Origin of the sequence: Sphingopyxis sp. Q841, from assembly GCF_052384365.1 — a bacterium.
Classification (GTDB): domain Bacteria; phylum Pseudomonadota; class Alphaproteobacteria; order Sphingomonadales; family Sphingomonadaceae; genus Sphingopyxis; species Sphingopyxis terrae_A.
The window spans coordinates 987,502-1,012,637 of the sequence record NZ_JBQSUM010000002.1; the positions used below are offsets into that span (position 1 = coordinate 987,502).

The following is a 25,136-nucleotide window of genomic DNA, read 5'->3' on the forward strand; positions in this document are numbered from 1 at the left end:
GCCGACGATGATCCGCAGCTATCTCTCGAGGCGCGCCCTTTGGCCGGCGCGCGTGCCCGACCCCGACGCCCCGCCGCGGCTGGCGCTGCTCTGGCGTGAGGCGGGATCGCTGCTGCGCGCGCTCGGCGGACGCGTCCGGCCGATGCCGCCCGAACCCAATCCCGACAGTGCCCACCCGCCGGTGATGGTGCTGCCGGGCTTTCTGTCGGGCGACTGGTCGACGAAGGCGCTGCGCGCCGACCTGCGCCGCGCGGGCTTTCGCTGCTATGCCTGGGGCCTCGGCTTCAACCGCGGCGCGACCGCCGACATCATCGACCGTATCGATGCGCGCGTCGAATGGATCATCGCGCGCACCGGGCGGCCGCCCGCACTCGTCGGCTGGAGCCTCGGCGGCATCTATGCGCGCGAATATGCCAAGCATCACCCACACAAGGTCGCGCGCGTCGTCACGCTCGGTTCGCCCTTTTCAGGCAGCCGCCGCGCCAATCGCGCCTGGCGGCTCTATCATCTGATCGCGCGCCACCCGGTCGACAATCCCCCCATCGACTTCCACCCGGCGCCGCGCCCGGAAATGCCGACCTTTGCCTTATGGTCCAAGCATGACGGCGTCGTCGCGGTGAACAGCGCGCGCGGCCTGCCGCACGAAAGCGACCGGCAGATCGAGGTCGAATGCGCACATATGGGCTTTGCCTATGCCCCGACCTCGGTCGCCGCAATTGCCAAGGCGTTAACCGAAGAGATAGGCTGATGTGTGATAGGCCGGCGACAGAGCTAGCCAAAGGAATGCACCGATGCTGACGATCTTTGCAACACTCGCGCTCGCGATGCAGGGCGCCGCCGCGCCCGCCGCCTGTCCGCCCGCGGTCGTCACGGGCAACGCGCAGAGCGCCCGCGTCGCCGTTTATCGCTCGCCCAGCCTGGCCGCGCGCAAGACCGACCGGCTGCGCGCGGGAACGCGCGTCATGGTGTGCGGCGAACAGGGCGGCTGGGCGTGGGTCGCCTATGCCAGCCGCCGCAACAGTTGCGTTCCCGCGCGCGGGGCGACCTGCGCTACCGGCTGGGTCGACCGCCGCCGCCTTGCCGCGCTCGGATCCTGATCGAACCGGCCCTCAGCACCCTCAGCACCCTCAGCACCCTCAGCAAACATCGATCCGCTCGCCCGGCGCCGCGCGCCACACGAACAGCGCGCGCCCGGGGCGCCGTCCCGCGGTCCCCGTCGGTACGAAGCCGACCGCGCGCAGCAAAGCTTCGGACCGCGCATTGCCCGGCCGGCATTCGGCGACGACCGTCGCGCCGCGCCGTGCCGCCGCAATCTCGCGCACCGTCGCACCGACCGCTTCGCGCGCCAGCCCTTGCCCGCGCGCGCGCGCCGCAAACCAGTATCCGACCTCATATTCGCCCGCGCCGCGGCGGTGGACGCCGATGACCCCGGCGAGCCCCGCCGCGTCGCGCACGGCGTGGAAGACATCGTCGCCGCGCGACCGCGCGATCAGCGCGGCGGCTTCGTCCTTGGTGAAGGGTTCGGGCAGGAAATGGACCTGCGACGTCACCGACGCATCGGTGATCGCCCAGAGGTCGGCGGCATCATCGGCGACCAGCCGGTCGATGCGGCATCGCGGGGTGGTGAGGCGGATCAAAGTCTCTGTCATCGCAAGCGTCTCTTCTAAAAGGCGCGCCGTGACAGAGGGGGTGCGGTTTCATGATGATGACCATTCGCCTTCCGACACGGCGGCCATGGTCATGATGAATGATGCCATGCCGCTCCTTAGGTAAAGGAGCGCCAATACGCCTTGAATCGAAGGGATCGGTCGTTGGTCATCGCAGCGGTGCCTATCAGGCGCCGGCGCCGCGATCAAGCGCGCGATCAGCCCGCGCGCTGCGCCGCGAGCAGATAGTTCAGCGCTTCGCTGCCGCCGAGCTTGAACCCGCGCGCTGCCGATGGCGCGAGGCCGGTGCGATCGACGACTTCAAGCCCCGCCGCCGCGAGGAGCGCGGTCAATTCTTCGGGCTTCAGAAACTGGTCCCAGTCGTGCGTGCCGCGCGGCACGGCGCCGATCCGCTCGGCCGCCTCGACGAGCAGCAGCTTCGACAGGGCGGTGCGATTGGGGGTCGACAGGATCATCAGTCCGCCGGGCGCCAGGCGCGCGGCAAGTTCGGCGATGAAGGCCGCCGGATCGGCCACATGCTCGACCACCTCCATCGAGGTGACGAGGTCGAAGGTCGCGGGCGGCAGTGCCGCCAGTTCGCCCGCATGATAGTCGATTCCCAGCCCCTGCCCGGCCGCATGCGCGCGCGCCGCGGCGATATTTTCGGGTGCGGCATCAACCCCCGTCACCGCCGCCCCCATCCGCGCAAGCGGTTCTGCAAGCAGGCCCGCACCGCATCCGACGTCGAGCGCGCGCTTGCCGGCGAGCGGCTTCAGATCGCGGCTGTCGGTCAGCCAATGCGCGTCGATCCGGTCGCGAATATAGGACAGGCGCACCGGGTTGAGCTTGTGCAGCATGGCGGACGAGCCGTGCGGATCCCACCAGTCGGCGGCGAGCGCGCCGAAATGGGCGGCTTCGTGCGGATTGATTGTCGTAGCGCTCATAGAGCGCGATTTGGCACCCCGTCCGGCGCGGCACAAGACTTATCGGGATAGAATAATCGTTCGGCGGATACCGGCGCTCCTGTTGCGAACGGACAAGAAAAAATATCCTGATGGTATAATCTGTCGGCCTTGCCATCGCGCTCCCCCTTCCCTAACAGCGCGGTCGCCGCGGAAATCCTTGGAAGTTGCGGCCGAAACCAGTTTGCGAAAAGGCGGGACGAGATGGCACGGATCGTGATGAAATTCGGAGGCACGTCGATGGCGGGCACCGAGCGGATTCGCACCGTCGCGAAACTGGTCGCGCGCGAAGTGGCACAGGGCAACGAGGTGGCCGTCGTCGTCTCGGCGATGGCTGGCGAGACCGACCGGCTCGTCAATTTCTGCCGCGAGGCGAACCCGCGTTACGACCCGGCGGAATATGATGTCGTGGTAGCGGCGGGCGAACAGATCACGTCGGGTCTGCTCGCGCTCACGCTGCAGGCGATGGGCGTTCCCGCGCGCAGCTGGCTCGGCTGGCAGCTCCCCATCCGCACCGAAGAGGCGCATGCCCGCGCCCGCATCCTCGATATCGAAACGGGCGCGCTGCTCGCCGCGATGGGCCGCGGCGAAGTCGCGGTGATCCCGGGCTTTCAGGGGATGATGGACGATGGTCGCATCTCGACCCTGGGGCGCGGCGGATCGGACACCAGCGCTGTCGCGGTCGCCGCGGCGGTCGAGGCCGATCGCTGTGACATCTACACCGATGTCGACGGCGTCTATACCACCGACCCGCGCATCGTCGCGCGCGCCCGGAAGCTCGATTATGTCACCTATGAAGAAATGCTCGAACTCGCGAGCGTCGGCGCCAAGGTGCTCCAGACGCGCTCGGTCGGCCTCGCGATGAAGATGGGCGTGCGCTTGCAGGTGCTTTCCAGCTTCGTCGAGGGCGACGAGGCACCCAAAAGAGGCACGATGATCGTCAGCGACGAGGAAATAGAGGAACATCAGATGGAACGGCAGCTGATCACCGGCATCGCCCACGACAAGAATGAAGCGAAGATCATCGTGACGCGCGTCCCCGACCGTCCGGGCGGCGTCGCCAACATCTTCGGCCCGCTCGCCGCCGCGGGGATCAACGTCGACATGATCATCCAGAACGTCGGCCGCGACAAGGGCGAGACCGACGTGACCTTCACCGTTCCCGCCGCCGACCTCTTGCGGTCGATCGACCTGCTCGAAGCCGCGAAGGACAAGATCGGCTTCAACCGCATCCTGTCGGACGACAAGGTCGCAAAGATCAGCGTCGTCGGCGTCGGCATGAAGAGCCACGCGGGCGTCGCCAGCACGATGTTCCGCGCGCTCGCCGATCGCGGCATCAACATCCAGGCGATCTCGACCAGCGAGATCAAGGTCAGCGTGCTGATCGACGAGGATGAAACCGAACTCGCGGTGCGCGTGCTCCACACCGCCTACGGCCTCGACGCCGACTGATTGCGGCCCGCAGGGGAGGCTTCGGCGGCCGGGCCGGTCAGTCCTTGTCGCCGACCTCGACCAAGCCGTGGCCGACGCTGACGCGTTCGTCGAAGACGAAACAGCTGCCCTGCCAGCGGCTGTCGGCCTCCGGTATCTGCTCCAGATAGGCGAGGATGCCGCCTTTCAGGTGAACGACATCGGCGACGCCTTCGCTTTTCAGGAAGGCGGTCGATTTTTCGCAGCGAATGCCGCCGGTGCAGAACATCGCGACGCGCTTCCCGGCGAAATCGGCGGCATGGTCGCGCCACCAGCCGGGAAAATCGCCGAAGCTTTTCGTCTGCGGGTTCACCGCGCCCGCGAAGCTGCCATAGCCGACCTCGAAATCGTTGCGCGTGTCGATGACGATCGTGTCGGGATCGTCGATCACCGCATTCCAGTCGGCCGGCGCGACATAGGCACCCACCTCGCGCGCCGGGTCGACCCCCGGCACCTTCATCGTCACGATTTCCTTTTTCAGCCGCACCTTCAGCCGCTGAAAGGGCATGGCTGCGGCGGATGAATATTTGACGTCGAGCTCGGCGCAGCCGGGCAGCGCGCGGATATGCGCGATGACTGCAGCGATACCTTCGGCGCTCCCCGCGATCGTCCCGTTCACCCCTTCCCGCGCGAGCAGCAGCGTGCCCTTCACCCCCTGGGCCGCGCAGAGATCAAGCAAGGGCGCGCGCAGCGCGGCGGGGTCGTCGAACGGCGCGAAACGATAGAGAGCGGCAACAGTGAAGGTCATCGGCGCGCCCCATAAACAAAAGCCGCCGTCATTGCGAGGAGACCTTAACCGAACGGATCGTGCCGCGCGGTCGCGTAATGCGCCATCGCCATCGTCGTCCACTGCGCATTGACGCGGATGCAGGTCGGAAAGACGCTGGCGTCGGTGACGATGACATTGGTCGTGCCGTGGACGCGGCAATCGGGATCGACCACGCCTGCGTCGGGATCGACGTTGATCGCATTGCCACCGTGCGGGTGGCTGCTCGACAGCGTCACATCGTCCGATTCGCGGATCGCCGTTTCGAAGAAGCCGTCGATGTCCATGTCGGGGGTCAGCCGCTGCCCCTTGGTCAGCGCCGGATAGCATTCGATCGCTCCGGCGGCGAAATGCACCTTGGTCAGCGTCGCCATCGCGCGGCGCAGCAGCGGCAGGTCGGTATCGCGGTCGAGCTCGAATTTCAGCTTGCCGTCCTTGACCCGTCCGCGCCGGTCGGCGGGGAACAGGATGCCCGCCGAATGGGCGCGGCCATAGTTGCGCATCCGCTCGCTATGGTCGGTGAACCAGCCCGGCATCAGCGACGCCATCGCCATCGGCGGCTGGAAATGGCTTTCGAGCAGGAAATCGCCGCAATCGACGTAGCTCGACATCTGGTCCTCGTCCCAGGCATTGCAGCCGACGCCCTCGGGCATCAGCGCCACGACCGGCGAGGCGATGTTGAGCGACACATTATGCCCGGTGCCGTCGATGTCGCTGCGGTCGAGCAGCTTCGACGAGGCGATGGTGCCCGCCGCGACGACGACGCCGACCCGCGCGCGCACCGTGCGGCGGCTGCCGTCGGGCAGGATCAGCTTCACCCCCTCGGCCTCGCGCCGTCCGTCGATGCTCGTCTGCCAGACGATCCGGTCGACCTTCGTTTCCGGCACGATGCGCGCGCCATGGTCGCGGCACGCATCGGGCAGATAGGTCTGCGCCATGCCGAGCCGCCGGCCATAGGCGCAGCCCGAATTGCAATAGCCGCAATAGGCGCAGGCTTCCGGCGTGTGCGGCGGCCCGAAATTCTTCGCGAACCAGTCGGCGACCGCGCGCTGTTCCTTGGGGTCCGACGATCCGGCGGCATAGGCGTGCCAGCCGTTTATCAGATGGGGGCCATTATGCCGCCCGGCGCGCGCCTCGATTGTCCCGATATGCAGCCGGTCGCGGATCGCGTCATAGCTCGCGTGAAAGGCGTCGGCATCAATCGGCGCGCCGATGCTCGCCCATCGGGCCAGCACATCAACCGCATCGGGGTGTGTCCGCCCCGCCTCGTTGACGCGCAGGCAGATGCCGTTGTTGATCGTCGACGATCCGCCGACGCAGCGCCCCTGAAAGACGATGAAGTCGCGGTTGGTCGAGGTTTGCAGCGCGCCATGCTTGTAAAGCTGCGCCACCATGTCGAGTTCGTGGTGCGTGATGCGCGGCGAGGGATAGAAGGGCCCCGCCTCGACGATCAGCACCTTGTAGCCGCGCGCGGCGACATTGTGCGCAGCGACCCCGCCGCCTGCGCCCGATCCGACGACGACGACGTCATATTCGTCGCCCAGCGTATCCGCATCCAATATATGCGCGGGATCGATCTCGCGCCCCTCGACGCGAGTGATCGCCATGTCGGCGGGGCCGCGCACGCGGAATTTGGGCAGCGTGAAGCCGATCTGCTGGTGCACCGGATTGGCGGCGTTCGCCTGCTGGTCGCCTGCCTCGACCCCCGGCTGCCAATGCCCGTAATAGCAGGCGTAAACGATACCGCGCAGCCGGGCCATGTCCTGAAACAGGTCGATCTGACTGTTCTGCAGCCGGTTGCGGATGCGGTGGGCGCGCGTCTCGACATCGACCGCCGCGAACAGCGGGCCGAGCACCAGTTCGGTCGCGGTCAGCGACAGGCGAATTTCGTCGAGCTTGGTGCCGCCGACCTTCGCGAACAATTCGGTAATGTTCGCCACCACCTGATCGGCGGAGATGACCATCGGCGCGCCGTGGAACAGCGCCTCGGTCAGCGCCTTCAGAAATTTGAGTTGCCCGAAATTGAAAGGTGCCGACATCGCCCGTCCCCCGCTTCAGCCGCCCCGGATCATCCGCCAAAACCCGGCGATGGCAAGCGCCGAATTGCCGCCGCATTAACCCTGCCACACCCCCGTCAGCGCACCGCCACGGTCAGATGGGCGAGCTGGCGGATATCGGCCAGCCGCGCGCGCAGGTCCGCCGCGCTCATCGCCCCTTCGACCTCGACGATCGCCGCGCAGGCATCGGGGCCGACGCGCCAGACGTGCAGGTCGGTCAGCCGCACGCCCGCGGCTGTGTCGATCCGGCTGCGCAGCGTGGCCGCAATCGTCGCATCGGTCGTATCGAGCAGCACCTCGGCGGTATCGCGCATCAGCGACCAGGACCAGCGCGCGATCACCAGCGCGCCGACGATCCCCATCATCGGGTCCATCCACCCCAGCCCCAGATAGCGCCCGGCCAGCAGCGCCGCAATCGCCAGTACCGAGGTCAGCGCATCGGCGAGCACATGGAAATAGGCCGACTTCAGATTATTGTCGGCGCCATGGTGCGCATGATGGCCGTGCGCATGGTCGTCATGGCCATGATGATGATCGTGATGATGGTGATGCCCGCCCATCAGAAGCAGCGCGCTGACGATATTGACGATCAGCCCGATCACCGCGACGAGCGCGGCGGCCGAAAAATCGACCGCCACTGGATCGATCAGCCGCATCGTCGATTCGACCGCGATGCCCAGCGCGAAGATGCCGAGGATCAGCGCCGAGGCAAAGCCCGTCAGATCGCCGACCTTGCCCGTCCCGAAGCTGAAGCGCGGGTCGTGCCGGTGCGTCCGCGCATAGCGATAGGCGATCGCCGCCAACCCCAGCGCGCCCGCGTGCGTCGCCATGTGAAAGCCATCGGCGAGCAGCGCCATCGATCCGGTCAGATAACCGGCGACGATCTCGCCGACCATCATCACCGCGGTCAGCAACACCACCCACAGCGTGCGCCGGGCATTGGCGTCATGCGACGCGCCCAGGAAATCGTGCCGGTGTTCGCCCTCACCCACGGTCGCGGCGGCTCCTATTCGCTGCAACCATATTTCTGGAACAACGCATTGCGGATCGAACTGACCGCCGAATATTTGAGGCTGGTCGTCCGGCCGTTCCAGTACGCGAGAACAGTGTTGCGCAGTTCGAGGGCGGTCACGCCTTCAGGCGGGCACAGATTGCTGTCGGCCATCTTCGTGTCGCCGTACAATTTGATCGCGTCGTGAACTGCCATGATGAAATAGTCGCACGCGGACACATCGGCGTCATCCTTCGACACGCACAGATCGTGGACCTCCTGCCCGGTCTTGAACACGCCGCTCGACGGCGTGCTGTCGGGCGCGGCGGTAGCCGGCCCTGCTAGTGCCAGTGCTGCGGACGCCAGCAAGGCAGAAAAAACGGAATGACGCATGGCAATTTTCCCCCGAAAAAATCGCGACCCGCGGGCTACTTAACCCGCGGATCGGGGGTTGCCAATCTCAGGCGGCGCCTTTTTTCGTTGCGCAGCAGCAACCGCGCCGGCGCTGCCCGTGAATCAGAGACAGGGGCCGTATTTCCTCTGGTTGTCGAAGCCATAGTACCAATAACGCTTGCCCGCGGTACCATTGCTCTTGGTACAGGAATCAGTGCCCGAACGGCTGGTGTCGCGTGCGTTGCTTCGCCGTCCGCTGCTCGGCTGATACATGCCGGCATCGCTCGGCGGTGCCTGCCGGTTCGCAACGGGCGGCGTCGGCCTGGCGGCCGCAGCCGAGCGGCGCTGGCTGTTGCCCAACCGCACGGCATAAACATCGGCATTGATGCAGGCGCGCGAATCGCCCCGGCCGCAGGCCTTGCGCGCCAATTCCATCGCGAACGCATTGTTCCCCGCCTCGCCCTCGAAATCGGCGGCAAGCGAACAATCCGCCGGCTTTCCGACTTGGCACAGCTTGCGATAGACGGTCGCGCGTTCCGCCGCGCCATAGGAATTGGGCTTCTTCGACATCGTGTAGGCAAGGCCGCAACTCATGCTGTCGCCGCCCATACAGCCGCGTTTCGCATAACGAGCGACCGTCGCGGTATCATTTTTCGGATAGCCCGGCTTGCTCAGCCACACCTTGCCTGCATAGCGCCCGCATTGCGCGGCATCGCCCAGATCGCACATTCGCAGATGATAGGACGCCGCCTTCACCGGATCGGCGGCAACCACGCGCCCGAAATAGTACCGCCAATACAGTTCTTCGCAGCTCGGCACCGCGCCGCCCGAACATTCGCCTTCGAGCGCTTGAACACTGCGCTTGGCGACCGGCACGCTCTCGGCCGACGTCGCTGCGGACGCCAGACCCGCCGCTGCGCACAGCGACAGAATGGATCGAAACATGATTCCCCCTTCTCGACCCACGCCAAGCATAGGGGACTCGCCAGGCAATTCAACCGCTGCGGCTTTTCGGTGCGGCGCTGCCGTTACGCAGCCTTTTTCGCCAGCCGGTATTTGTGCAGCAGCGGCTCGGTATAGCCCGACGGCTGCGTCACGCCTTCGAAGATCAGCGCCCGCGCGGCCTGATAGGCGATGCCCTCTGGCGTCAGCTTTTCGTACAGCGGATCACCCGCATTCTGCGCATCGACCTTCGCCGCCATCCGCGCGAGCGCCGCATCGACCTGTTCGGCGGTGCAGACACCGTGGAGCAGCCAGTTGGCGAGCGCCTGGCTCGAAATGCGCAAGGTCGCGCGGTCTTCCATCAGGCCGACGTCGTCGATGTCGGGCACCTTCGAACAGCCGACGCCCTGGTCGATCCAGCGCACGACATAGCCCAGAATGCCTTGGCAATTATTGTCGAGTTCGCGCGCGACCTCGGCCTCGCTCCAGTTGCGCCCGGTCGCGACCGGGATCGCCAGCAGCCGGTCGAGCGACGGCACGGCCTCGCCCGCAATGTCCTTCTGCCGCGCGAACACGTCGACCATATGATAATGCAGCGCATGCAGCGTCGCGGCGGTCGGCGACGGCACCCAGGCGGTGTTCGCGCCCGATTTCGGATGGCCGATCTTCGCGTCGAGCATGCCGCGCATCAGGTCGGGCATCGCCCACATGCCCTTGCCGATCTGCGCCTTGCCCGAAAGCCCACAGGCCAGCCCGATGCGGACGTTGCGGTCCTCATAAGCGGCGATCCAGTCCGAGGCCTTCATCTCGCCCTTCGGGATCATCGGCCCCGCGCGCATGCTGGTATGGATCTCGTCGCCGGTGCGGTCGAGGAAGCCGGTGTTGATGAAGACGATCCGGTCCTTCACCGCCGCGATGCAGGCGGCAAGGTTCGCGCTGGTGCGGCGCTCCTCGTCCATCACGCCGACCTTGATCGTGTGACGCGCGAGGCCGAGCATATCCTCGACCGCGTCGAACAGCCGGTCGGTGAAGCCGCATTCCTCTGGCCCATGCTGCTTGGGCTTGACGATATAGATGCTGCCCGCCCGGCTGTTGGTCCGGCTGCCGAGCCCCTTCAGATCGTGCAGCGAGCACAGGCTCGTGATGACCGCGTCGCACAGCCCCTCGGGCGCTTCCGATCCATCGGGGAGACGGATCATCGGCGTCGTCATCAGATGGCCGACATTGCGCACGAACATCACGCTGCGCCCGTGCAGCGTGAAGGGCGTGCCGTCGGGCGCGGTCCATTCGCGGTCGTCCGCCATGCGGCGCGTCATCGTCTTGCCGCCCTTGTCGAAGCTTTCGGTGAGGTCGCCGCGCATCAGGCCGAGCCAGTTGGTGTAGCCCAGCGTCTTGTCCTCGCCATCGACCGCCGCGACGCTGTCTTCAAGATCGATGATCGTCGTCAGCGCGGCCTCGAGCACGACGTCGGCGATGCCGGCGGGGTCGCCGCCGCCGATCGGACTCTTCGAATCGATCACGAGTTCGATGTGCAGCCCGTTGTGGCGGAGCAGCAGCCCGCCCGGCCGGCGCCCGACAAGCTGCGACGGATCGCCCAGCACCGGATCGCCGCCCTGCCAGTCGGCCCAGCTTCCCGACGCCAAGGGCGCGGCTTCGTCGAGAAACGCCTTTGCCCGCGCGATCACCGCCGCGCCGCGTTCAGGGTCGTAGCCGCCGGGCTTGGCCGGCGGCGCATCGAGCGCGTCGGTGCCGTACAGCGCATCGTAAAGGCTGCCCCAGCGCGCGTTGGCGGCGTTCAATGCGAAGCGCGCATTGAGCGCCGGCACGACGAGCTGCGGCCCCGCCATCGTCGCGATTTCGGGATCGACATTGACAGTGCCGACCGCGAACGGCGCGGGTTCGGGGACGAGATAGCCGATTTCGCGCAGAAAATCCTGATAGGCTGCGGCGTCATGCGCCTGCCCCTCGCGAGCCCGATGCCAAGCGTCGATCTGTGCCTGCAAATCCTCACGCTTCGCGAGCAGCGCGGCATTTTCGGGCGCGAAGGTGCCGAGCAACGTTGCTAAATCCGACCAGAATTTGGCGGTATCGACGCCGGTTCCCGGAATCGCCTTTTCCTCGAGGAAGGAGACGAGACGCGAATCGACGGACAGGCCGCTGCGGTCGAGGAAATCAATCATTCAAGCACCCTTTGGTCAGCGCGATTGCGCGGATGGACCCGGGGAGGAAAGGGCCGCCGCCCTATGGCGCGATTGGGGCGCGATGGCAACCGCCCTTCGCGCCCCAATCGCGCCATAGGGCCGCGTCAGGCAGCGCCTATCGCGGGCAGCGGCGGCAATTCGCCGAGCGCCACACGCACAAGGTTCCGTCCCCCGGCCTTGGCGCTGTAAAGCGCGGCGTCGGCGCGGTGGAGCAGGTCATGCAGCGTGTCGCCGCGCCCCGCCTGCGCGACGCCGAACGACGCGGTGAAACAGCGATCGACGCCGAGCACCGGAAGCCGCTGCGCCGCAAAGCGGCCGCGCACCGTTTCGGCATAGAGTCGACCGTCGGACAGCAGCGCATCGGGCAGCAGCACCGCAAATTCCTCGCCGCCGACGCGTCCGACGATAGCCCCCTCGGGCGCCGCGTCCTGCAACAGAGCGGCAAAATGGGCGATCACGCCGTCGCCCGCCGCATGGCCGTAATTGTCGTTGATCTGCTTGAAATGATCGAGGTCCGCGGCGACGAGAACGCCGCGTGTACCGCCCGCCAGCGCCGATTCCCCATGCAGTTCGAAGCCGCGCCGGTTGAGCGCGCTCGACAGTGGGTCGGTTTCGGACCGCGCGGTCATCTCGGCGGTCGCATCGCGGATCATCACGAGCAGCAGCACCATTGCCACCGCGACCAGCGTCACCGCGCCCATCGTCTGCGAAATCGCGGCATAGGTTGTCGCCATATAGGCCTGCGGCGCCGCGGCGGTTCCAACCAGCATGCCGATCGCGGGTTTCACCAGGTACAGCAGCGCCGCGACGAACTGCATCCCCATCAGCAGCAGGTCGAGCGCCTGGCGCCGTCCCGACCGCAGGATGACGACCCCCGCCAGCCCCTGCATCAGGCAATAGGAAAATTGATAGATCATGCCGCGCGCGGGTGACCCGTAAGGCAGCGAAAAGGCAAAGGGCGCCAACAGCAGCGCACTCGCCCAGATCGCGATCATCGCGCCGCGCGGCGTCGGCACGCGATAGTGGCGCGAGATGCCGATGAGGCAGAAACTGAGCGCGAGCAGGAATACGACAAAGATGCTGACCGCCACCGGCGTGGGATCGGTCTGGAAGGGCAGCAGGAATTCCAGCGCGACATCGACGATGCCCAGCGCATAGCCCGCCGCCATGAAGGCGGCGCCGCGCGCCATTCGGTTGGTCGCCGCGATCACGCCGAATGCCACCGCGAAAATCCCGGCGATGCACATGTTGATGACGAGGACGAAGGCGGCTGTCATGGACCCACTCGTTGGCGCGATGCCAAGGCCCTATGCCCCGGCAGACGAAGTTTCGGTTAACGCGTTGCGATTCGGACGCTTTCGCGCGCGACATCGCCTGCCTCGTCCAGCGATGTCAGTGATTTACCGTATCGCGTGAAAGATTGTTTCGCGCCGGGGGTGCCAAAGCCGGGCGCGGGCGGCTATAGGCTGCGCATGACCATCCTGAAGCCAAGCGAAACCGCCACGCTGGAGCGTGCGGCCGATGCGCCGATGCTGGCGCAGGTCGAACGCTGGGCCGCGGTCAACAGCGGCACCGGTAATCTTGCCGGGCTGAAGACCGTCGCCGGCCTGCTCGGCGACGCCTTTTCGGCGCTCCCCGGCACCCTGTGTCTCGTCGCGCCAGATCCTGTCGAAAGCGTCGATGCCGCGGGCCGCGTCCAGACGATCGAGCGCGGCGCGCATCTCCATCTTCGCGTGCGCCCCGAGGCGCCGGTCCAGCTGCTGCTGACCGGCCATATGGACACGGTGTTCGCCGCCGATCACCCTTTCCAGTCGCTCAAATGGCTGGAGCCGGGCGTGCTCAACGGCCCCGGCACCGCCGACATGAAGGGTGGCATCGCCGTCATCCTTGCCGCGCTGTCGGCGCTCGAGGCGTCGCCGCTGGCCGAGCGCGTCGGCTATGACGTGATGATCAACAGCGACGAGGAAACGGGCAGCCACGCCTCCGCCGCGCTGATCGCCGAACTGGCGCGCGGCAAGACCGCGGCGCTTACCTACGAACCCGCACTGCCCGACGGCACGCTCGCCGGCGCGCGCCCGGGCAGTGGCAATTTCTCCGTGCTGATCCACGGCCGCTCGGCGCACGCCGGACGCAACCCGGAGGACGGCCGCAACGCGCTCGTCGCCGCCGCTGATCTCGCGCTCCGCCTCAATGCGCTGAAATCTCCCGACCTCAAGGTCAATCCCGCGAAGATCGACGGGGGCGGCCCCAATAATGTTGTCCCAGATCAGGCGATCCTGCGCGTCAACATGCGGCCGATGACCCCCGACGCGATGGCCGCCGCCGAAGCGGCGCTGCGCGACGCCATCGCCGCGATCCAGCACGACCACGACGTCCATTGCCATCTCTACGGCGGCTTCAACCGTCCGCCCAAGCCGCTCGATGCCGCGGCGACGCGTCTCTTCGAACTGGTCCGCGACTGCGGCGCGGCGCTGGGCCTGTCGATCGGCTGGAACGCGACCGGCGGCGTGTGCGACGGCAACAATATCGCCGCCTGCGGCATTCCCGTCGTCGACACGATGGGCCCGCGCGGCGGCGCCATCCATTCGTCGGACGAATTTCTGATCGTCGACAGTCTCGCTGAACGCGCGCAGCTGTCAGCGCTGACCCTAACGAAAATAGCGGAACGGGGGACTGTGTGAGCTATGTGATCCGCTCGGCGAAACCGAGCGACCTGCAAAGCATCTACGAAATGGCGAAACTGACGGGGGGCGGCTTCACCAATCTGCCGCCCGACCGCAAGGCGCTGCGCGCCAAGCTCGATCGCGCCGAGGCCAGCTTCGCCAGCGACCGCGAGTATCCGTCCGACGAGCTTTACCTGATGATGCTCGAGGACACCGAAACGGGCGAGGTGCGCGGCACCTGCCAGATTTTCGGCCAGGTCGGCCAGCGCTGGCCCTTCTACAGCTATCGCATCGGCACCGACAGCAAGCACAGCGAGCAATTGGGACGGACCTTCCACGCGCAGGTGCTCATGCTCAGCAACGATCTCAACGGGTCGAGCGAGGTCGGCGGCCTGTTCCTCCATCCCGCGGCGCGCGCCGGCGGGCTTGGCCTGTTGCTCGCACGCTCGCGCTATCTGTTCATCGCGCGGCACCGCGCGCGCTTCGGCGACCGCATCCTGGCCGAGTTGCGCGGGGTGATCGACGAAGCGGGCGGATCGCCCTTCTGGGACGGCGTCGCCGGCAAATTCTTCGGCATGAGCTTTCAGGAAGCCGACCAGTTCAATGCCGTTCACGGCAACCAGTTCATTGCCGACCTGATGCCCAAGCATCCGGTCTATATCGCGATGCTGCCCGAAACCGCGCGCAGCGTGATCGGCGTTCCCCATCCCACTGGCCGCGCCGCCATGCGGATGCTCGAGAATGAGGGCTTCGCCTTCGAAAATTACATCGACATCTTCGACGGCGGCCCGACGATGACCGCGCGCACCGATCAGGTGTCGAGCATCCGCGACGCGCAGCATGTCGAGGTGACGCGGGTCGCCGACCGGTTGGACGATGGCGCGGACGCGCTGATCGCGACGGGCCGCCTTGCCGATTTCCGCTGCTGCTTCGGCAAGGTCGGCGAGGGCGGCAGCATCGATGCCGAGACGGCACGGCTGCTGCAGATCGGCACCGGCGATACCATCAGTTGGATCGGGCGCTGAGCCATGATCACCGAAATCAACTTCGACGGCATCATCGGCCCGACGCATAATTATGCTGGCCTCAGCCGCGGCAACATGGCTTCCGCCAGCAATGCCGGCGACGTGTCGCAACCGCGCGCCGCGGCGCTGCAGGGCATCGACAAGATGCGCCACAACCTCGCGCTCGGGCTGCCGCAGGGCTTTTTCGCGCCGCTCGACCGCCCCGATGCGGCGTGGCTCGCGGCGCTGGCGACCGATCTCGACAGCGCCGAGGCGCATCTGCGCGCGCAGGCCTGGTCGGCCTCGTCGATGTGGGCCGCCAATGCCGCCACCGTCTCGCCCGCGCCCGACAGCGGCGACGGCAAATGCCATCTGACCGTCGCCAATCTCGTCACCATGCCGCACCGCAGCCATGAGTGGCAGGGCACGCTCGCCCAGCTCCGGCTCGCCTTCGCGCACTCGGCCTTCGCCGTCCACGGTCCGGTCCCCGTGCCGTTCGGCGACGAGGGCGCCGCCAATCACATGCGGCTGTGCGCCGGCCATGACCAGCCGGGGGTCGAGATTTTCGTCTATGGCGTCGGCGGCGGACGCTTCCCGGCGCGCCAGCATCTCGACGCCTCGAAAGCGATCGCGCGCCACCACCGGCTCGATCCCGACCGGACGCTGTTCATCCGGCAATCGGACACCGCGATCCAGGGCGGCGCCTTTCACAACGACGTGGTCGCCGTCGCCAACGAGCGCGTGCTGTTCACGCACGAAACCGCTTTCGAGGACCGCGCGGCGGCGCATGCCCAGATCCGCGCGGCCTTTCCCGAGGTCGAGATCGTCGAAGTCCCAGCGAGCGCAGTCAGCCTGCCCGATGCGATCAAATCCTATCTGTTCAACGCGCAGCTCGTCAGCCTGCCGGACGACGGCGGCATGGGGCTGATCCTCCCCACCGAAGCGCGCGAAACGCCGAGCGTGTGGACCTGGCTCGAGGCGCATGTCGCGGGCAACGGTCCGATCCGGCGGCTGTTTCCGGTCGACGTGCGCCAGTCGATGGCCAATGGCGGCGGCCCCGCCTGCCTGCGCCTCCGCGTCGTCGCCGATCCGGCGACCGTCGATCCGCGGTTCATGGCCGACGAAGCCAAGCTCGACCGGATCGCCGCCGTCGTCGCGGCGCACTGGCCCGAAGCGATCGCACCCGGCGACCTCGCTTCACCCGCGCTCACCGCCGACGTCCGCCGCGCCCGTGGCCAGCTGCTCGCGGCGCTCGACCTTACCGAACTCGAGTAGGGAGTCTCCACGCCCCTTGCCAAGCCTGCCGCATGGCGCAACAAAGGGACGACAGAAAATTCCAAAGGACATCGCCATGCGCCGTCGCACGCTTCTTGCTGCCGCCCCCGCCGTCGCCCTGTTACCGACCGCCGGGCTTGCCCAGTCCGCGAAGCCGGCGCCAAAAGGCGATCCGGCGCTGCCTCCCGCGTGGGACAAGGACAGCGAACGCTTCCTGCGACCCGACGTGCATGCCGGCGACCGGCCGGTCGGTGCGAGCTTCGCCTCGCGTACCGCCGCTTACGGCCTCAGCGGCGCGGTCGGCACCGCGCATCCCCTCGCGACGCAGGCGGGGATCGACATGCTGAAACGCGGCGGGTCGGCGGTCGACGCCGCCATCGCGACCAACGCCTGCCTCGGCTTGCTCGAACCCACCGCCAATGGCATCGGCGGCGACGCCTATGCGATGATCTGGGATCCGAAGGCAAAGAAGGTCGTCGGGCTGGCGGGGTCGGGCAAAAGCCCCCGCGCGCTTGACCTCGCCACCGTGCGGTCGCGCGCGACGGGCGGCGCGATCCCGGCTTATGGCGCGATCGCGGTGTCGGTGCCGGGGACGGTCGACGCCTGGTGGACGATGCACCAGCGCTACGGCAAGCTGCCGTGGAAGGAGCTTTTCGAACCGGTCATCGCCCATGCCGAGGCGGGCGCGCCGGTCCCCGACATGATCGCTTATTATATCCGCCGCAGCCTCGCCGGTTTTCGCCAGCCGGGGCGCGGGATCGAAGAGGTCGACAATGCGCTGCGCACCTATGGCATGGCCGACGGCAAGGGGCCGCAAGCGGGACAGGTGTTCCGCAACCCCGACCTTGCGCGCACCTTCCGCCTGATCGCCGAGGGCGGCCGCGACGTCTTTTACGATGGCGAGATTGCGCGGACGATCGACGCCTATTTCCGGCGCATCGGGGGCTGGCTGCGCCGCGAGGATCTGGCCGCGCACCGCTCCGAATGGATCGAGCCGCACCGCACATCCTACCGCGGCACCGACGTCTATGCACTCGGCGCCAACACGCAGGGCATCGCGACGCTGCAGATGCTCAACATCCTCGAAAATTTCGACCTGAAGGGCGCGGGGTTCCAGTCGGCGCTGTCGATCCATCTTCAGGCCGAGGCAAAGCGCCTCGCCTATGAGGATCGCGCGCGCTACTACGCCGACCCGCATTTTTCGAACGTGCCGGTCGAATGGCTGATCTCGAAGGACTATGCGGCCGAGCGCGCCCGGCTGATCCGCCCCGACCGCATCCTGACCCCGGTCCATCCGGGGCAGGCGCCGAGCCATGGCGACACCACCTATTTCAGCGTCGCCGACAAGGACGGCATGATGGTGTCGATGATCCAGTCGAACTTCCGCGGCATGGGGTCGGGGCTTGTCGCCGACGGGCTGGGCTTCATGTTCCAGGATCGCGGCCAGTTGTTCAGCCTGCAAGACGGCCACCCGAATATCTATGCCCCCGGCAAGCGCCCGTTCCAGACGATCATCCCCGGTTTCGCCGCGCATGGCGACACGCCGTGGATGAGCTTCGGGGTGATGGGCGGCGACATGCAGCCGCAGGGGCAGACGCAGATCATGGTCAACCGCATCGACTACGGCCTTGAAATCCAGGCCGCCGGCGATTCGCCGCGCTGGCATCATGAAGGATCGTCGCAATCGATGGGCGAGGATGCGCCGGGGCTCGGCCCCAAGGGACTTCTGCGGCTCGAAAGCGGCGTTCCCGCCGCGACGCGGGCCCAGCTTGCGGCGCTCGGCTGGACGATCGGCAATCCCGACGGCGGCTTCGGCCGCTACCAGTGCGTCGAACATCGCATGGACGGCGACACGCGCGTCTATGCCGCGGCGAGCGAGATGCGCGCCGACGGCTGCGCCCTCGCCTACTGACCGCGCGGTAACGCCGGGCGCCTCACCGGTCGGCCTGAAAGGGGGCGACGATCGCGTCGGTGACACGCAGCGGGCGGCCGCTCGCCTTGTCGAGCAGGGCCCAGACGGTGCGCGCGCGGACATGCACCGTGCCATCCGCGCCGGTGAATTCCATGAAGCGGTCGAACTTCGCGCCCTGCGGCTTGTCGGCGACCCAGGTCCGCGCGGTCACCGTCTCGCCGGGGCCGAGCGCGCGCAGATAGTCGATCTCGTGCCGCACCACGACCCAGATATAGGCATCCTTGTGGCTCTGCGGCGCCGCGGCGTCCCAATGCCCCGTCGCAACCTGCTGGATCCACTGGACCCAGACCGCATTGTTGACATGGCCCAGCTCGTCGATGGCGTCGGGCGTGGCGATAAGGGCGAGGGTGAATTCTTTCATCGCGGCACCATAGCAATCCCCTCCCGCAAGCGGGAGGGGCAGTGAGACTTGCGAACTTGTCCGCTAGTCGCAACGGGGTGGGCAAGAACGCGGTGTGGCTGGCCCACCTCGCTGCGGCTAGGCAGCAAGCTGCCAAGCCTCGCCGCCCCTCCCGCTTGCGAGAGCGGAAAAATCAGGCCAGCTCCACCGTCGTGACCATATAGCCCGCATCGCGCAGCGCCGAGACGAGGCTGTCGAGATGCTCCTTGTCGCGCGCCTCGCATTCGATGTCGGTGATCAGGCCCTTGGCGGGCAGCGTCGTGAAGATGCGCTGGTGATAGATTTCGATGATGTTCACCTGCTTTTCGTTGAACACCTCCATCACCTTGAACAGCGCGCCGGGGCGGTCCTGCAACCGGATGCGCAGCCGCGCGATCCGGCCCGATCGCGCAAGGTCGCGCAGCAGCACATTCGCGAGCAGGCGCGTGTCGATATTGCCGCCCGTCAGCACCAGGCCGACCTTGCGCCCGGCGAATTCCTCGGGATGCGCGAGCATCGCCGCGAGGCCCGCGGCGCCCGCGCCTTCGACCACCGTCTTCTCGATCTGGAGCAGCAGGCTGACCGCGCGCTCCAGATGGCGTTCGGCGACGAGCACGATATCGTCGTTGAGTGCGGCGACCAGCTTGCGCGTATAGCTTCCCGGCTCCTTGACCGCGATGCCCTCGGCGAGCGTATCGCCCTCGCACGCCATGTCGACGCCGTTCAGCTCGGCATACATCGACGGGTAAAGTTCGGCCTGCACGCCGACGAGCCGCATGTCATTCTTGATCCCGCGCGCCGCGGTGCCCATGCCGGCGAGCAGACCGCCGCCGCCGATCGGCACGATCAGCGTGTCGAGTTCGGGCACATCCTCGAGCATTTCGAGCGCGACCGTCCCCTGCCCCGCCGCGACGTGCGGATGGTCGAAGGGGTGAACGAAGGTCAGCCCGCGTTCCGCCTCGAGCTCGCGTGCATGGGCGTAGGCATCGTCGAATTTTTCGCCGAACAACACGATCTGCGCGCCGTGACTCGCGGTCTGCGACACTTTCACCTGCGGCGTCGTGCTCGGCATGACGATGGTGACGGGCACGCCGAGCCGCTTGCCATGATAGGCAAGTCCCTGTGCATGATTGCCCGCCGACGCCGCGATCACGCCGCGCGCCTTCGCCTCGTCGCTGAGCAGCAGCAGGGCGTTGAGCGCACCGCGCTCCTTGTAGGCCGCGGTGAATTGAAGATTTTCGAATTTCAGCCACACCTCGGCACCGACCAGCTCGGACAGCGTCTGCGACTTCAGCGTCGGGGTGCGGACAACCGCGCCATCAATTCGTCCCGCCGCCGCCCGCACATCGTCGAGGTTTATCGCCGGAAAATCGGCGGCGGCGGTCAGGATGGATTGATCGGTCATAGCGGCAAGCCCCCTACCCTATCTGGCGCCGCGCGCAAACCATGGTTATGGACCGCGGCATGAGCGAAGAAAAATTGCGCATCGCCTTCATCGGCACCGGCATCATGGGCGGCCCGATGGCCGGCCATCTCGTCAAGGCCGGTCATGCCGTCACCGTCTATAACCGCACCCGCGCCAAGGCGGACGCCTGGGCGGCGGATTATGGCGGTCAGGCAGCGGACAGCCCCGCCGCCGCCGCCGCGGGCGCCGATGCGGTGTTCGCCTGCGTCGGCAACGACGACGATCTCGCGGCGGTGACGCTCGGCGACGACGGGGCTTTCGGCGCGATGAAGTCTGGCGCGGTCTTTGTCGATCACACGACCGTCTCCGCCCGAATCGCCCGGCGCCTGGCCGAAGAGGCCGATGCGCGCGGCCTGCTGTGCGTCGATGCGCCGGTCTCGGGCGGTCAGGCGGGTGCGCAAAGTGGGGCGCTGTCGATCATGTGCGGCGCCAGCGACGCCGCCTTCGCCGCCGCCGAGCCCCTGATGCGCGCCTATGCCGCGCGCATCGTGCATATTGGCGGACCGGGCGCGGGCCAGACGACCAAGATGGTCAACCAGATCGCGATCGCCGGCGTTCTTCAGGGCCTCTCCGAAGCGCTGCGCTTCGCCCAGGCGTCGGACCTCGACACCGACAAGGTGTTCGAGGCAGTGTCGGGCGGTGCCGCGGCAAGCTGGCAGATGCTCAACCGCTGGGGCACGATGGCGAAGGACGAATATGATTTCGGCTTTGCGGTCGACTGGATGCGCAAAGATCTGGGCCTCGCGCTCGACGAAGCCCGCGTCAACGGGGCGACGCTTCCCGTCGCGGCGCTGGTTGATCAATTTTATGCCGAGGTGCAGGGCGCAGGCGGCGGCCGCCTGGACACCAGCTCGCTCGTGACGAGGTTGCCGAAATGAAGCGCCTAGCCTTAACCGTCATCGCCTTACTCCTCGCTGCACCCGCGCAGGCCGATACGCTCGTCGACAATGTCAACGGCATCACGCTCGACAAGGACGGCAAGGTCGTGCGATTCACCGGCATGGTGATCGGCACCGACGGCAAGGTGAAGCAGCTCCTCGACCGCAAGGACAAGCGCCCCGAACGCCCCGATTTCAAGGAAGACGGCAAGGGCCGGACGCTGATCCCCGGCATGATCGACGCGCACGGCCATCTGATGGGCCTGGGTCTGTCGCTCATGCTGCTCGACCTCTCGGACACGCGCTCGCTGGCCGAGGCGCAGGCGGCGATCAAGAAATATGCCGACGAAAACCCCGAACTGCCGTGGATTATCGGGCGCGGGTGGAATCAGGAAAAATGGGGATTGGGCCGCTTCCCGACCGCGGCCGATCTCGATGCGGTCGTGCCCGACCGGCCGGTCTGGCTCGAACGCGTCGACGGCCACGCCGGATGGGCCAACAGCGCTGCAATGACGGCGGCAAAGATCACCGCCGCGACCAAGGCGCCCGAGGGCGGCCGGATCGAGATGGCGGATGGCAAGCCCGCTGGCGTCTTCGTCGATGCCGCGGTCGCGCTGATCGACAGTGCCAAGCCCAAGCCGCTCGCGCGCGACCTTGACCGCGCCTTCCTCGCCGCGCAGCAGCAGTTGCTCGCCCAGGGGATCACCGCGATCGCCGACATGGGCACGACGATCCAGGAATGGCAGGCCTATCGCCGCGCGGGCGACAAGCACCAGCTCGCGATCCGTATCCTCAGCTACGGCGGCGACATCGACAATATGGCGCTGATCGCGGGTCCGGGGCCCACGCCGTGGCTCTATGACGACAAGCTGCGCATGGTGGGGGTGAAGCTCTATCTCGACGGCGCGCTCGGGTCGCGCGGCGCGTGGCTCAAGGCGCCCTATGCCGACGCGCCGGGCCAGAAGGGCCTGCCGCTGCTGACCCCGGCGCAATTGCGCAACAAGATGGTCCGCGCCTCGATGGACAAGTTTCAGGTCGCGATCCACGCCATCGGCGATGCCGCAAATGCCGAGGCGCTCGACGCAATCACCGATCTCACTGCCGATCTGCCCGGCGAACGGCGCTGGCGGATCGAACATGCGCAGATCGTCGATCCCGCCGACATCCCGCGTTTCGCCAAGCTCGGCGTCATCGCGTCGATGCAGCCGATCCACCAGCCGTCGGACCGCCTGATGGCCGAAGCCCGCCTCGGGCCCGACCGGCTGAAGGGCGCCTATGCGTGGCGCAGCATGGAAAATGCCGGCGTCCGCCTCACCTTCGGGTCGGACGTGCCGGTCGAAAGCGCCAACCCCTTCCCCGGCATCGCCGCCGCCATCTCGCGCACCGATGCACAGGGTCAGCCGTTCGGCGGCTGGCATCCCGAAGAAGCGGTATCGCGCGAGACCGCGCTCGACGGCTTCACGCGCAGCGCCGCCTATGCCGCCTTCGCCGAGGACCGGCTCGGCACGCTGATGCCCGGCATGCGCGCCGACTTCCTGATTGTCGACACCGATCTGCTGCTCGCCAGCCCCGAGGACATCCGCAAGATGGTGCCGCTCGAAACCTGGATCGGCGGCTACCGCTACTACAAAAAGGGCGGCTGATGGATCGGCGGCGTCTGCTCGGCGCGCTCGCCGCGGCGCCCGCCGCGCTGGCGCTCGGCGCGGCGACGAAAGAACCGAAGCGCAAGGATCCGCCGCAGCCGCGCGCATCGAAACGGCGCAAGGGCGTCAAATCGCCCGACAAGCATGTTGATGTCGCGGTCGTCGGCGCCGGCGCGGTCGGGGCATGGACCGCGTGGCATCTCGTCCGTCAGGGCCTCGATGTCCGGCTGTTCGATGCCTATGGCGCCGGGAACGGCCGCGCCGCCTCGAACCTCCCGACCATGCTGTACGATCCCGCACAGGGGGGCGACGCGCTCTACGCCGACCTCGCGCACGACAGCCTGCCGCTGTGGCAGCGCCTGTCCGACAGCGCCAGCCTGCCGATCGTGACCCAGTGCGCAGCGGTCACCACACTGCTGCCGACCGACGGCGCCGACGAGCCGCCGGGGACCGACCGCACGACCGGGCACAAGCTGCGCAGCCGCTTCGGCGCGATCGGCTGGCGCGACGAGGAAGCGGCTCTCGTCGCTGACAAGGCCGCGCTTCTCGCCGGCCGCCGCGCCATTCTCGAAACCATCCTCGACGCACAGGTCTATGTAGAAGACGTCGTCATGCCCGCGCCGCTGTTCGACAAGAAGCGCGACCTTTATATCCTGCCCGACGGCGGTACCGCCCGCAGCATCGTCTATGCGACCGGCGCGTGGCTGACCGAGCTTTTTCCGCAGATATTGACGCCCGCACGGCTGTCGGCGGTGCGCTACCAGCTTTTTCACGTCGGCCCCGGTCAGGGCGATGTCCAGTATCGCCCGCCCGCGATGCCCGCGCTGGTCGACCGCGCCTACGGCTTCACCCTGCTCCCCGACATCGAGGGGCGCGGGGTGCGCGTGTGGAAAACCGCCCCCGATGCAACGGTCGATCCCGACAGCTTCGACCGCCGCGCCGACGATGCCGCGCTGGCCGCGGTGCGCCAGTGGCTCGCGGGCCGCGTCCCGCATCTGGCCGAGGCTCCGGTCGTCGCGAGCGCCGCCGCGCACGACTGCCGCACGATCAGCGGCGAATTGCTGCTCGACCGCCTGCCCGGCCACGCACGCGCCTGGCTCGCCGGCGGCGCGACGGGGCGTGCCTTCGCGCTCGCCCCGGCCATCGGCGCGCGTATCGCGGCGCACATCGCCGACCCCGCGCGCGCGATCGAACCGCGCTGGGCGCTCGCCCGCCTGACTGGAGCGACCACGACATGAAGCTGACCGACTGCCACAATATCGACGATTTCCGCGCGCTGGCGAAGCGGCGGCTGCCCTGGCCGGTGTTCGACTATATCGACGGCGCCGCGGATGATGAGGTGACGCGCCGCCGCAACCGCGCCGCCTTCGACCGGTGCGACCTCATCCCGCGCGTGCTGGCCGGCGTCGAATCGATCGACATGAAGACGACGCTCTTCGGCCGCGAGGTCGCGATGCCGCTTTTCCTGTCCCCCACCGCGCTCCAGCGCCTGTTCCACTGGCAGGGCGAGCGCGCGGTGTTGCGCGCTGCCGCCGATGCGGGGACCGTCGCCGGCATATCGAGCCTCGCGACGATCGGCCTCGCCGAAGCGGGCGCGCTGACCGACGGCCCCAAGCTGTTCCAGCTCTATGTCCACAAGGACGAAGGGCTCAACCATGCGATGCTCGAGGCCGCGCGCGCGGCGAAGTTCGATGCCGTCGCGCTCACCGTCGATACGATCGTCGGCGGCAACCGCGAACGCTGCCTGCGCTCGGGCTTTACCTCGCCGCCGCGCTTCACCGCATCGAACATGCTGAGCTATGCGATCAAGCCCGGCTGGGGTCTCAACTATGTCTTGCGCGAAAAATTCAGCCTGCCCAACCTTGCGACCCACGTGTCCGAAGGGTCGAGCGTGCCCAAGTCGGTCGCCGAATATTTCACCACCATGCTCGACCAGAGCCTCGACTGGAAACGCGCCGAGGCGATCCGCAAGGCGTGGGACGGTCCCTTCTGCCTGAAGGGCATCGTCGCGGTCGAGGATGCGCGGCGCGCCGCCGACATCGGCGCGACCGCGATCATGGTGTCGAACCATGGCGGGCGGCAGCTCGACGGCAGCATCGCGCCCTTCGACGCGCTGGCGGCGATCGTCGATGCGGTCGGCGACCGGGTGGAGGTCATCTGCGACGGCGGCATCACCCGCGGGACGCATGTGCTCAAGGCGCTGTCGGTCGGGGCGAAAGCCTGCTCGGGCGGCCGGCTCTATCTCTATGCGCTCGCCGCGGCGGGCGAAGTAGGGGTGGCGCGCGCGGTGGCGCTGCTCCGCGCCGAGATGGAGCGCGGCATGAAGCTGATGGGCGCGAAAAGCCTCGCCGACCTTGGGCGCGGCAATCTGCGCTGGCATTCCGAATAGAAGAAGAAGGAGGGGGCGGCCTCCCCCCGAAGGCCGCCCC

General features: G+C 67.5%; 22 protein-coding genes. 11 read left to right on the plus strand and 11 right to left on the minus strand.

Going from position 1 to position 25,136, the window contains the following annotated elements:
* Positions 1-52: 52 nt before the first annotated feature.
* Positions 53-748, plus strand: coding sequence for an esterase/lipase family protein (locus ACT17R_RS15080; RefSeq protein ID WP_238929723.1), 696 nt, complete (start codon positions 53-55; stop codon positions 746-748).
* Between the two features lie 43 nt (positions 749-791).
* Positions 792-1,097 carry a hypothetical protein gene (locus tag ACT17R_RS15085; protein WP_062900876.1) on the plus strand — a complete coding sequence of 102 codons (306 nt, stop codon included), beginning with the start codon at positions 792-794 and terminating at the stop codon, positions 1,095-1,097.
* A gap of 39 nt (positions 1,098-1,136) precedes the next feature.
* Here ACT17R_RS15085 and ACT17R_RS15090 read toward each other — a convergent pair whose 3' ends face one another.
* On the minus strand, positions 1,137-1,649 hold the full coding sequence (locus tag ACT17R_RS15090) for a GNAT family N-acetyltransferase (protein ID WP_062900877.1): 513 nt from the start codon (positions 1,647-1,649) through the stop codon (positions 1,137-1,139).
* Positions 1,650-1,864: 215 nt separating this feature from the next.
* Positions 1,865-2,590 (minus strand): bifunctional 2-polyprenyl-6-hydroxyphenol methylase/3-demethylubiquinol 3-O-methyltransferase UbiG, encoded by a 726-nt coding sequence (gene ubiG / locus ACT17R_RS15095; protein ID WP_062900878.1) that lies wholly within the window; start codon positions 2,588-2,590, stop codon positions 1,865-1,867.
* A 222-nt stretch (positions 2,591-2,812) separates the two neighbouring features.
* On the opposite strand from ubiG, the gene ACT17R_RS15100 reads away from it, so the two are divergent.
* Complete coding sequence (locus ACT17R_RS15100; RefSeq protein ID WP_444809735.1) at positions 2,813-4,060, plus strand: aspartate kinase; 1,248 nt, start codon at positions 2,813-2,815, stop codon at positions 4,058-4,060.
* Positions 4,061-4,097: 37 nt separating this feature from the next.
* On the opposite strand, the gene trhO is transcribed toward ACT17R_RS15100, so the two are convergent.
* The 7 genes from trhO to ACT17R_RS15135 form a co-directional block, all read right to left on the minus strand.
* Positions 4,098-4,826 carry an oxygen-dependent tRNA uridine(34) hydroxylase TrhO gene (gene trhO, locus ACT17R_RS15105; RefSeq protein WP_186401035.1) on the minus strand — a complete coding sequence of 243 codons (729 nt, stop codon included), beginning with the start codon at positions 4,824-4,826 and terminating at the stop codon, positions 4,098-4,100.
* A 44-nt stretch (positions 4,827-4,870) separates the two neighbouring features.
* On the minus strand, positions 4,871-6,883 hold the full coding sequence (locus tag ACT17R_RS15110) for a GMC family oxidoreductase N-terminal domain-containing protein (RefSeq protein ID WP_062900879.1): 2,013 nt from the start codon (positions 6,881-6,883) through the stop codon (positions 4,871-4,873).
* 95 nt (positions 6,884-6,978) lie between these two features.
* Positions 6,979-7,893 carry a CDF family Co(II)/Ni(II) efflux transporter DmeF gene (dmeF, locus tag ACT17R_RS15115; protein ID WP_234180517.1) on the minus strand — a complete coding sequence of 305 codons (915 nt, stop codon included), beginning with the start codon at positions 7,891-7,893 and terminating at the stop codon, positions 6,979-6,981.
* Between the two features lie 14 nt (positions 7,894-7,907).
* The gene (locus ACT17R_RS15120) at positions 7,908-8,285 is read right to left on the minus strand and encodes a Rap1a/Tai family immunity protein (RefSeq protein WP_062900880.1); all 378 of its coding nucleotides are present in this window, start codon (positions 8,283-8,285) and stop codon (positions 7,908-7,910) included.
* Between the two features lie 123 nt (positions 8,286-8,408).
* On the minus strand, positions 8,409-9,230 hold the full coding sequence (locus tag ACT17R_RS15125; protein WP_062900881.1) for a hypothetical protein: 822 nt from the start codon (positions 9,228-9,230) through the stop codon (positions 8,409-8,411).
* A gap of 83 nt (positions 9,231-9,313) precedes the next feature.
* Positions 9,314-11,407, minus strand: coding sequence for a malate synthase G (locus ACT17R_RS15130; protein WP_062900882.1), 2,094 nt, complete (start codon positions 11,405-11,407; stop codon positions 9,314-9,316).
* 125 nt (positions 11,408-11,532) lie between these two features.
* The gene (locus ACT17R_RS15135) at positions 11,533-12,705 is read right to left on the minus strand and encodes a GGDEF domain-containing protein (protein ID WP_444809736.1); all 1,173 of its coding nucleotides are present in this window, start codon (positions 12,703-12,705) and stop codon (positions 11,533-11,535) included.
* Between the two features lie 195 nt (positions 12,706-12,900).
* On the opposite strand from ACT17R_RS15135, the gene ACT17R_RS15140 reads away from it, so the two are divergent.
* The 4 genes from ACT17R_RS15140 to ACT17R_RS15155 all read left to right on the plus strand — a co-directional run bounded on the left by ACT17R_RS15140 (position 12,901) and on the right by ACT17R_RS15155 (position 18,282).
* Entirely contained in the window at positions 12,901-14,109 is a 1,209-nt protein-coding gene (locus tag ACT17R_RS15140) for a hydrolase (protein ID WP_444809737.1), read from the plus strand.
* Complete coding sequence (locus tag ACT17R_RS15145) at positions 14,106-15,116, plus strand: arginine N-succinyltransferase (protein ID WP_062900884.1); 1,011 nt, start codon at positions 14,106-14,108, stop codon at positions 15,114-15,116. The genes ACT17R_RS15140 and ACT17R_RS15145 overlap by 4 nt, the downstream gene beginning before the upstream one ends.
* A gap of 3 nt (positions 15,117-15,119) precedes the next feature.
* Positions 15,120-16,370 carry an N-succinylarginine dihydrolase gene (locus ACT17R_RS15150; protein WP_444809738.1) on the plus strand — a complete coding sequence of 417 codons (1,251 nt, stop codon included), beginning with the start codon at positions 15,120-15,122 and terminating at the stop codon, positions 16,368-16,370.
* Positions 16,371-16,446: 76 nt separating this feature from the next.
* On the plus strand, positions 16,447-18,282 hold the full coding sequence (locus ACT17R_RS15155; protein WP_444809739.1) for a gamma-glutamyltransferase family protein: 1,836 nt from the start codon (positions 16,447-16,449) through the stop codon (positions 18,280-18,282).
* 22 nt (positions 18,283-18,304) lie between these two features.
* Here the strand turns inward: ACT17R_RS15155 and ACT17R_RS15160 are convergent, their stop codons facing one another.
* Complete coding sequence (locus ACT17R_RS15160; protein WP_062900887.1) at positions 18,305-18,703, minus strand: acyl-CoA thioesterase; 399 nt, start codon at positions 18,701-18,703, stop codon at positions 18,305-18,307.
* Positions 18,704-18,875: 172 nt separating this feature from the next.
* Complete coding sequence (locus ACT17R_RS15165; protein ID WP_444809740.1) at positions 18,876-20,126, minus strand: threonine ammonia-lyase; 1,251 nt, start codon at positions 20,124-20,126, stop codon at positions 18,876-18,878.
* A 59-nt stretch (positions 20,127-20,185) separates the two neighbouring features.
* Here ACT17R_RS15165 and ACT17R_RS15170 point away from each other — a divergent pair, with 59 nt between their 5' ends.
* From ACT17R_RS15170 to ACT17R_RS15185, 4 genes are read left to right on the plus strand one after another with little or no spacing between them, the layout of a single operon-like run.
* The gene (locus ACT17R_RS15170) at positions 20,186-21,064 is read left to right on the plus strand and encodes an NAD(P)-dependent oxidoreductase (protein WP_444809741.1); all 879 of its coding nucleotides are present in this window, start codon (positions 20,186-20,188) and stop codon (positions 21,062-21,064) included.
* Complete coding sequence (locus tag ACT17R_RS15175; protein WP_444809742.1) at positions 21,061-22,707, plus strand: amidohydrolase; 1,647 nt, start codon at positions 21,061-21,063, stop codon at positions 22,705-22,707. Before ACT17R_RS15170 ends, ACT17R_RS15175 begins: the two co-directional genes overlap by 4 nt.
* A complete protein-coding gene (locus ACT17R_RS15180) occupies positions 22,707-23,945 on the plus strand; it encodes an NAD(P)/FAD-dependent oxidoreductase (RefSeq protein ID WP_444809743.1) in 1,239 nt (412 codons plus the stop codon). The genes ACT17R_RS15175 and ACT17R_RS15180 overlap by 1 nt, the downstream gene beginning before the upstream one ends.
* Positions 23,942-25,096, plus strand: coding sequence for an alpha-hydroxy acid oxidase (locus tag ACT17R_RS15185; protein WP_444809744.1), 1,155 nt, complete (start codon positions 23,942-23,944; stop codon positions 25,094-25,096). Before ACT17R_RS15180 ends, ACT17R_RS15185 begins: the two co-directional genes overlap by 4 nt.
* Positions 25,097-25,136 lie beyond the last annotated feature (40 nt).

What these genes read in the sequence shown, in the direction of transcription:
- ACT17R_RS15085 (WP_062900876.1), top strand. Translation starts at nt 792, where the DNA reads ATGCTGACGATCTTTGCAACACTCGCGCTCGCGATGCAGGGCGCCGCC.
- ACT17R_RS15090 (WP_062900877.1), bottom strand. Translation starts at nt 1,649, where the DNA reads ATGACAGAGACTTTGATCCGCCTCACCACCCCGCGATGCCGCATCGAC.
- ubiG (WP_062900878.1), bottom strand. Translation starts at nt 2,590, where the DNA reads ATGAGCGCTACGACAATCAATCCGCACGAAGCCGCCCATTTCGGCGCG.
- ACT17R_RS15100 (WP_444809735.1), top strand. Translation starts at nt 2,813, where the DNA reads ATGGCACGGATCGTGATGAAATTCGGAGGCACGTCGATGGCGGGCACC.
- trhO (WP_186401035.1), bottom strand. Translation starts at nt 4,826, where the DNA reads ATGACCTTCACTGTTGCCGCTCTCTATCGTTTCGCGCCGTTCGACGAC.
- ACT17R_RS15110 (WP_062900879.1), bottom strand. Translation starts at nt 6,883, where the DNA reads ATGTCGGCACCTTTCAATTTCGGGCAACTCAAATTTCTGAAGGCGCTG.
- ACT17R_RS15120 (WP_062900880.1), bottom strand. Translation starts at nt 8,285, where the DNA reads ATGCGTCATTCCGTTTTTTCTGCCTTGCTGGCGTCCGCAGCACTGGCA.
- ACT17R_RS15125 (WP_062900881.1), bottom strand. Translation starts at nt 9,230, where the DNA reads ATGTTTCGATCCATTCTGTCGCTGTGCGCAGCGGCGGGTCTGGCGTCC.
- ACT17R_RS15130 (WP_062900882.1), bottom strand. Translation starts at nt 11,407, where the DNA reads ATGATTGATTTCCTCGACCGCAGCGGCCTGTCCGTCGATTCGCGTCTC.
- ACT17R_RS15135 (WP_444809736.1), bottom strand. Translation starts at nt 12,705, where the DNA reads ATGACAGCCGCCTTCGTCCTCGTCATCAACATGTGCATCGCCGGGATT.
- ACT17R_RS15140 (WP_444809737.1), top strand. Translation starts at nt 12,901, where the DNA reads ATGACCATCCTGAAGCCAAGCGAAACCGCCACGCTGGAGCGTGCGGCC.
- ACT17R_RS15150 (WP_444809738.1), top strand. Translation starts at nt 15,120, where the DNA reads ATGATCACCGAAATCAACTTCGACGGCATCATCGGCCCGACGCATAAT.
- ACT17R_RS15155 (WP_444809739.1), top strand. Translation starts at nt 16,447, where the DNA reads ATGCGCCGTCGCACGCTTCTTGCTGCCGCCCCCGCCGTCGCCCTGTTA.
- ACT17R_RS15160 (WP_062900887.1), bottom strand. Translation starts at nt 18,703, where the DNA reads ATGAAAGAATTCACCCTCGCCCTTATCGCCACGCCCGACGCCATCGAC.
- ACT17R_RS15165 (WP_444809740.1), bottom strand. Translation starts at nt 20,126, where the DNA reads ATGACCGATCAATCCATCCTGACCGCCGCCGCCGATTTTCCGGCGATA.
- ACT17R_RS15170 (WP_444809741.1), top strand. Translation starts at nt 20,186, where the DNA reads ATGAGCGAAGAAAAATTGCGCATCGCCTTCATCGGCACCGGCATCATG.
- ACT17R_RS15175 (WP_444809742.1), top strand. Translation starts at nt 21,061, where the DNA reads ATGAAGCGCCTAGCCTTAACCGTCATCGCCTTACTCCTCGCTGCACCC.
- ACT17R_RS15180 (WP_444809743.1), top strand. Translation starts at nt 22,707, where the DNA reads ATGGATCGGCGGCGTCTGCTCGGCGCGCTCGCCGCGGCGCCCGCCGCG.
- ACT17R_RS15185 (WP_444809744.1), top strand. Translation starts at nt 23,942, where the DNA reads ATGAAGCTGACCGACTGCCACAATATCGACGATTTCCGCGCGCTGGCG.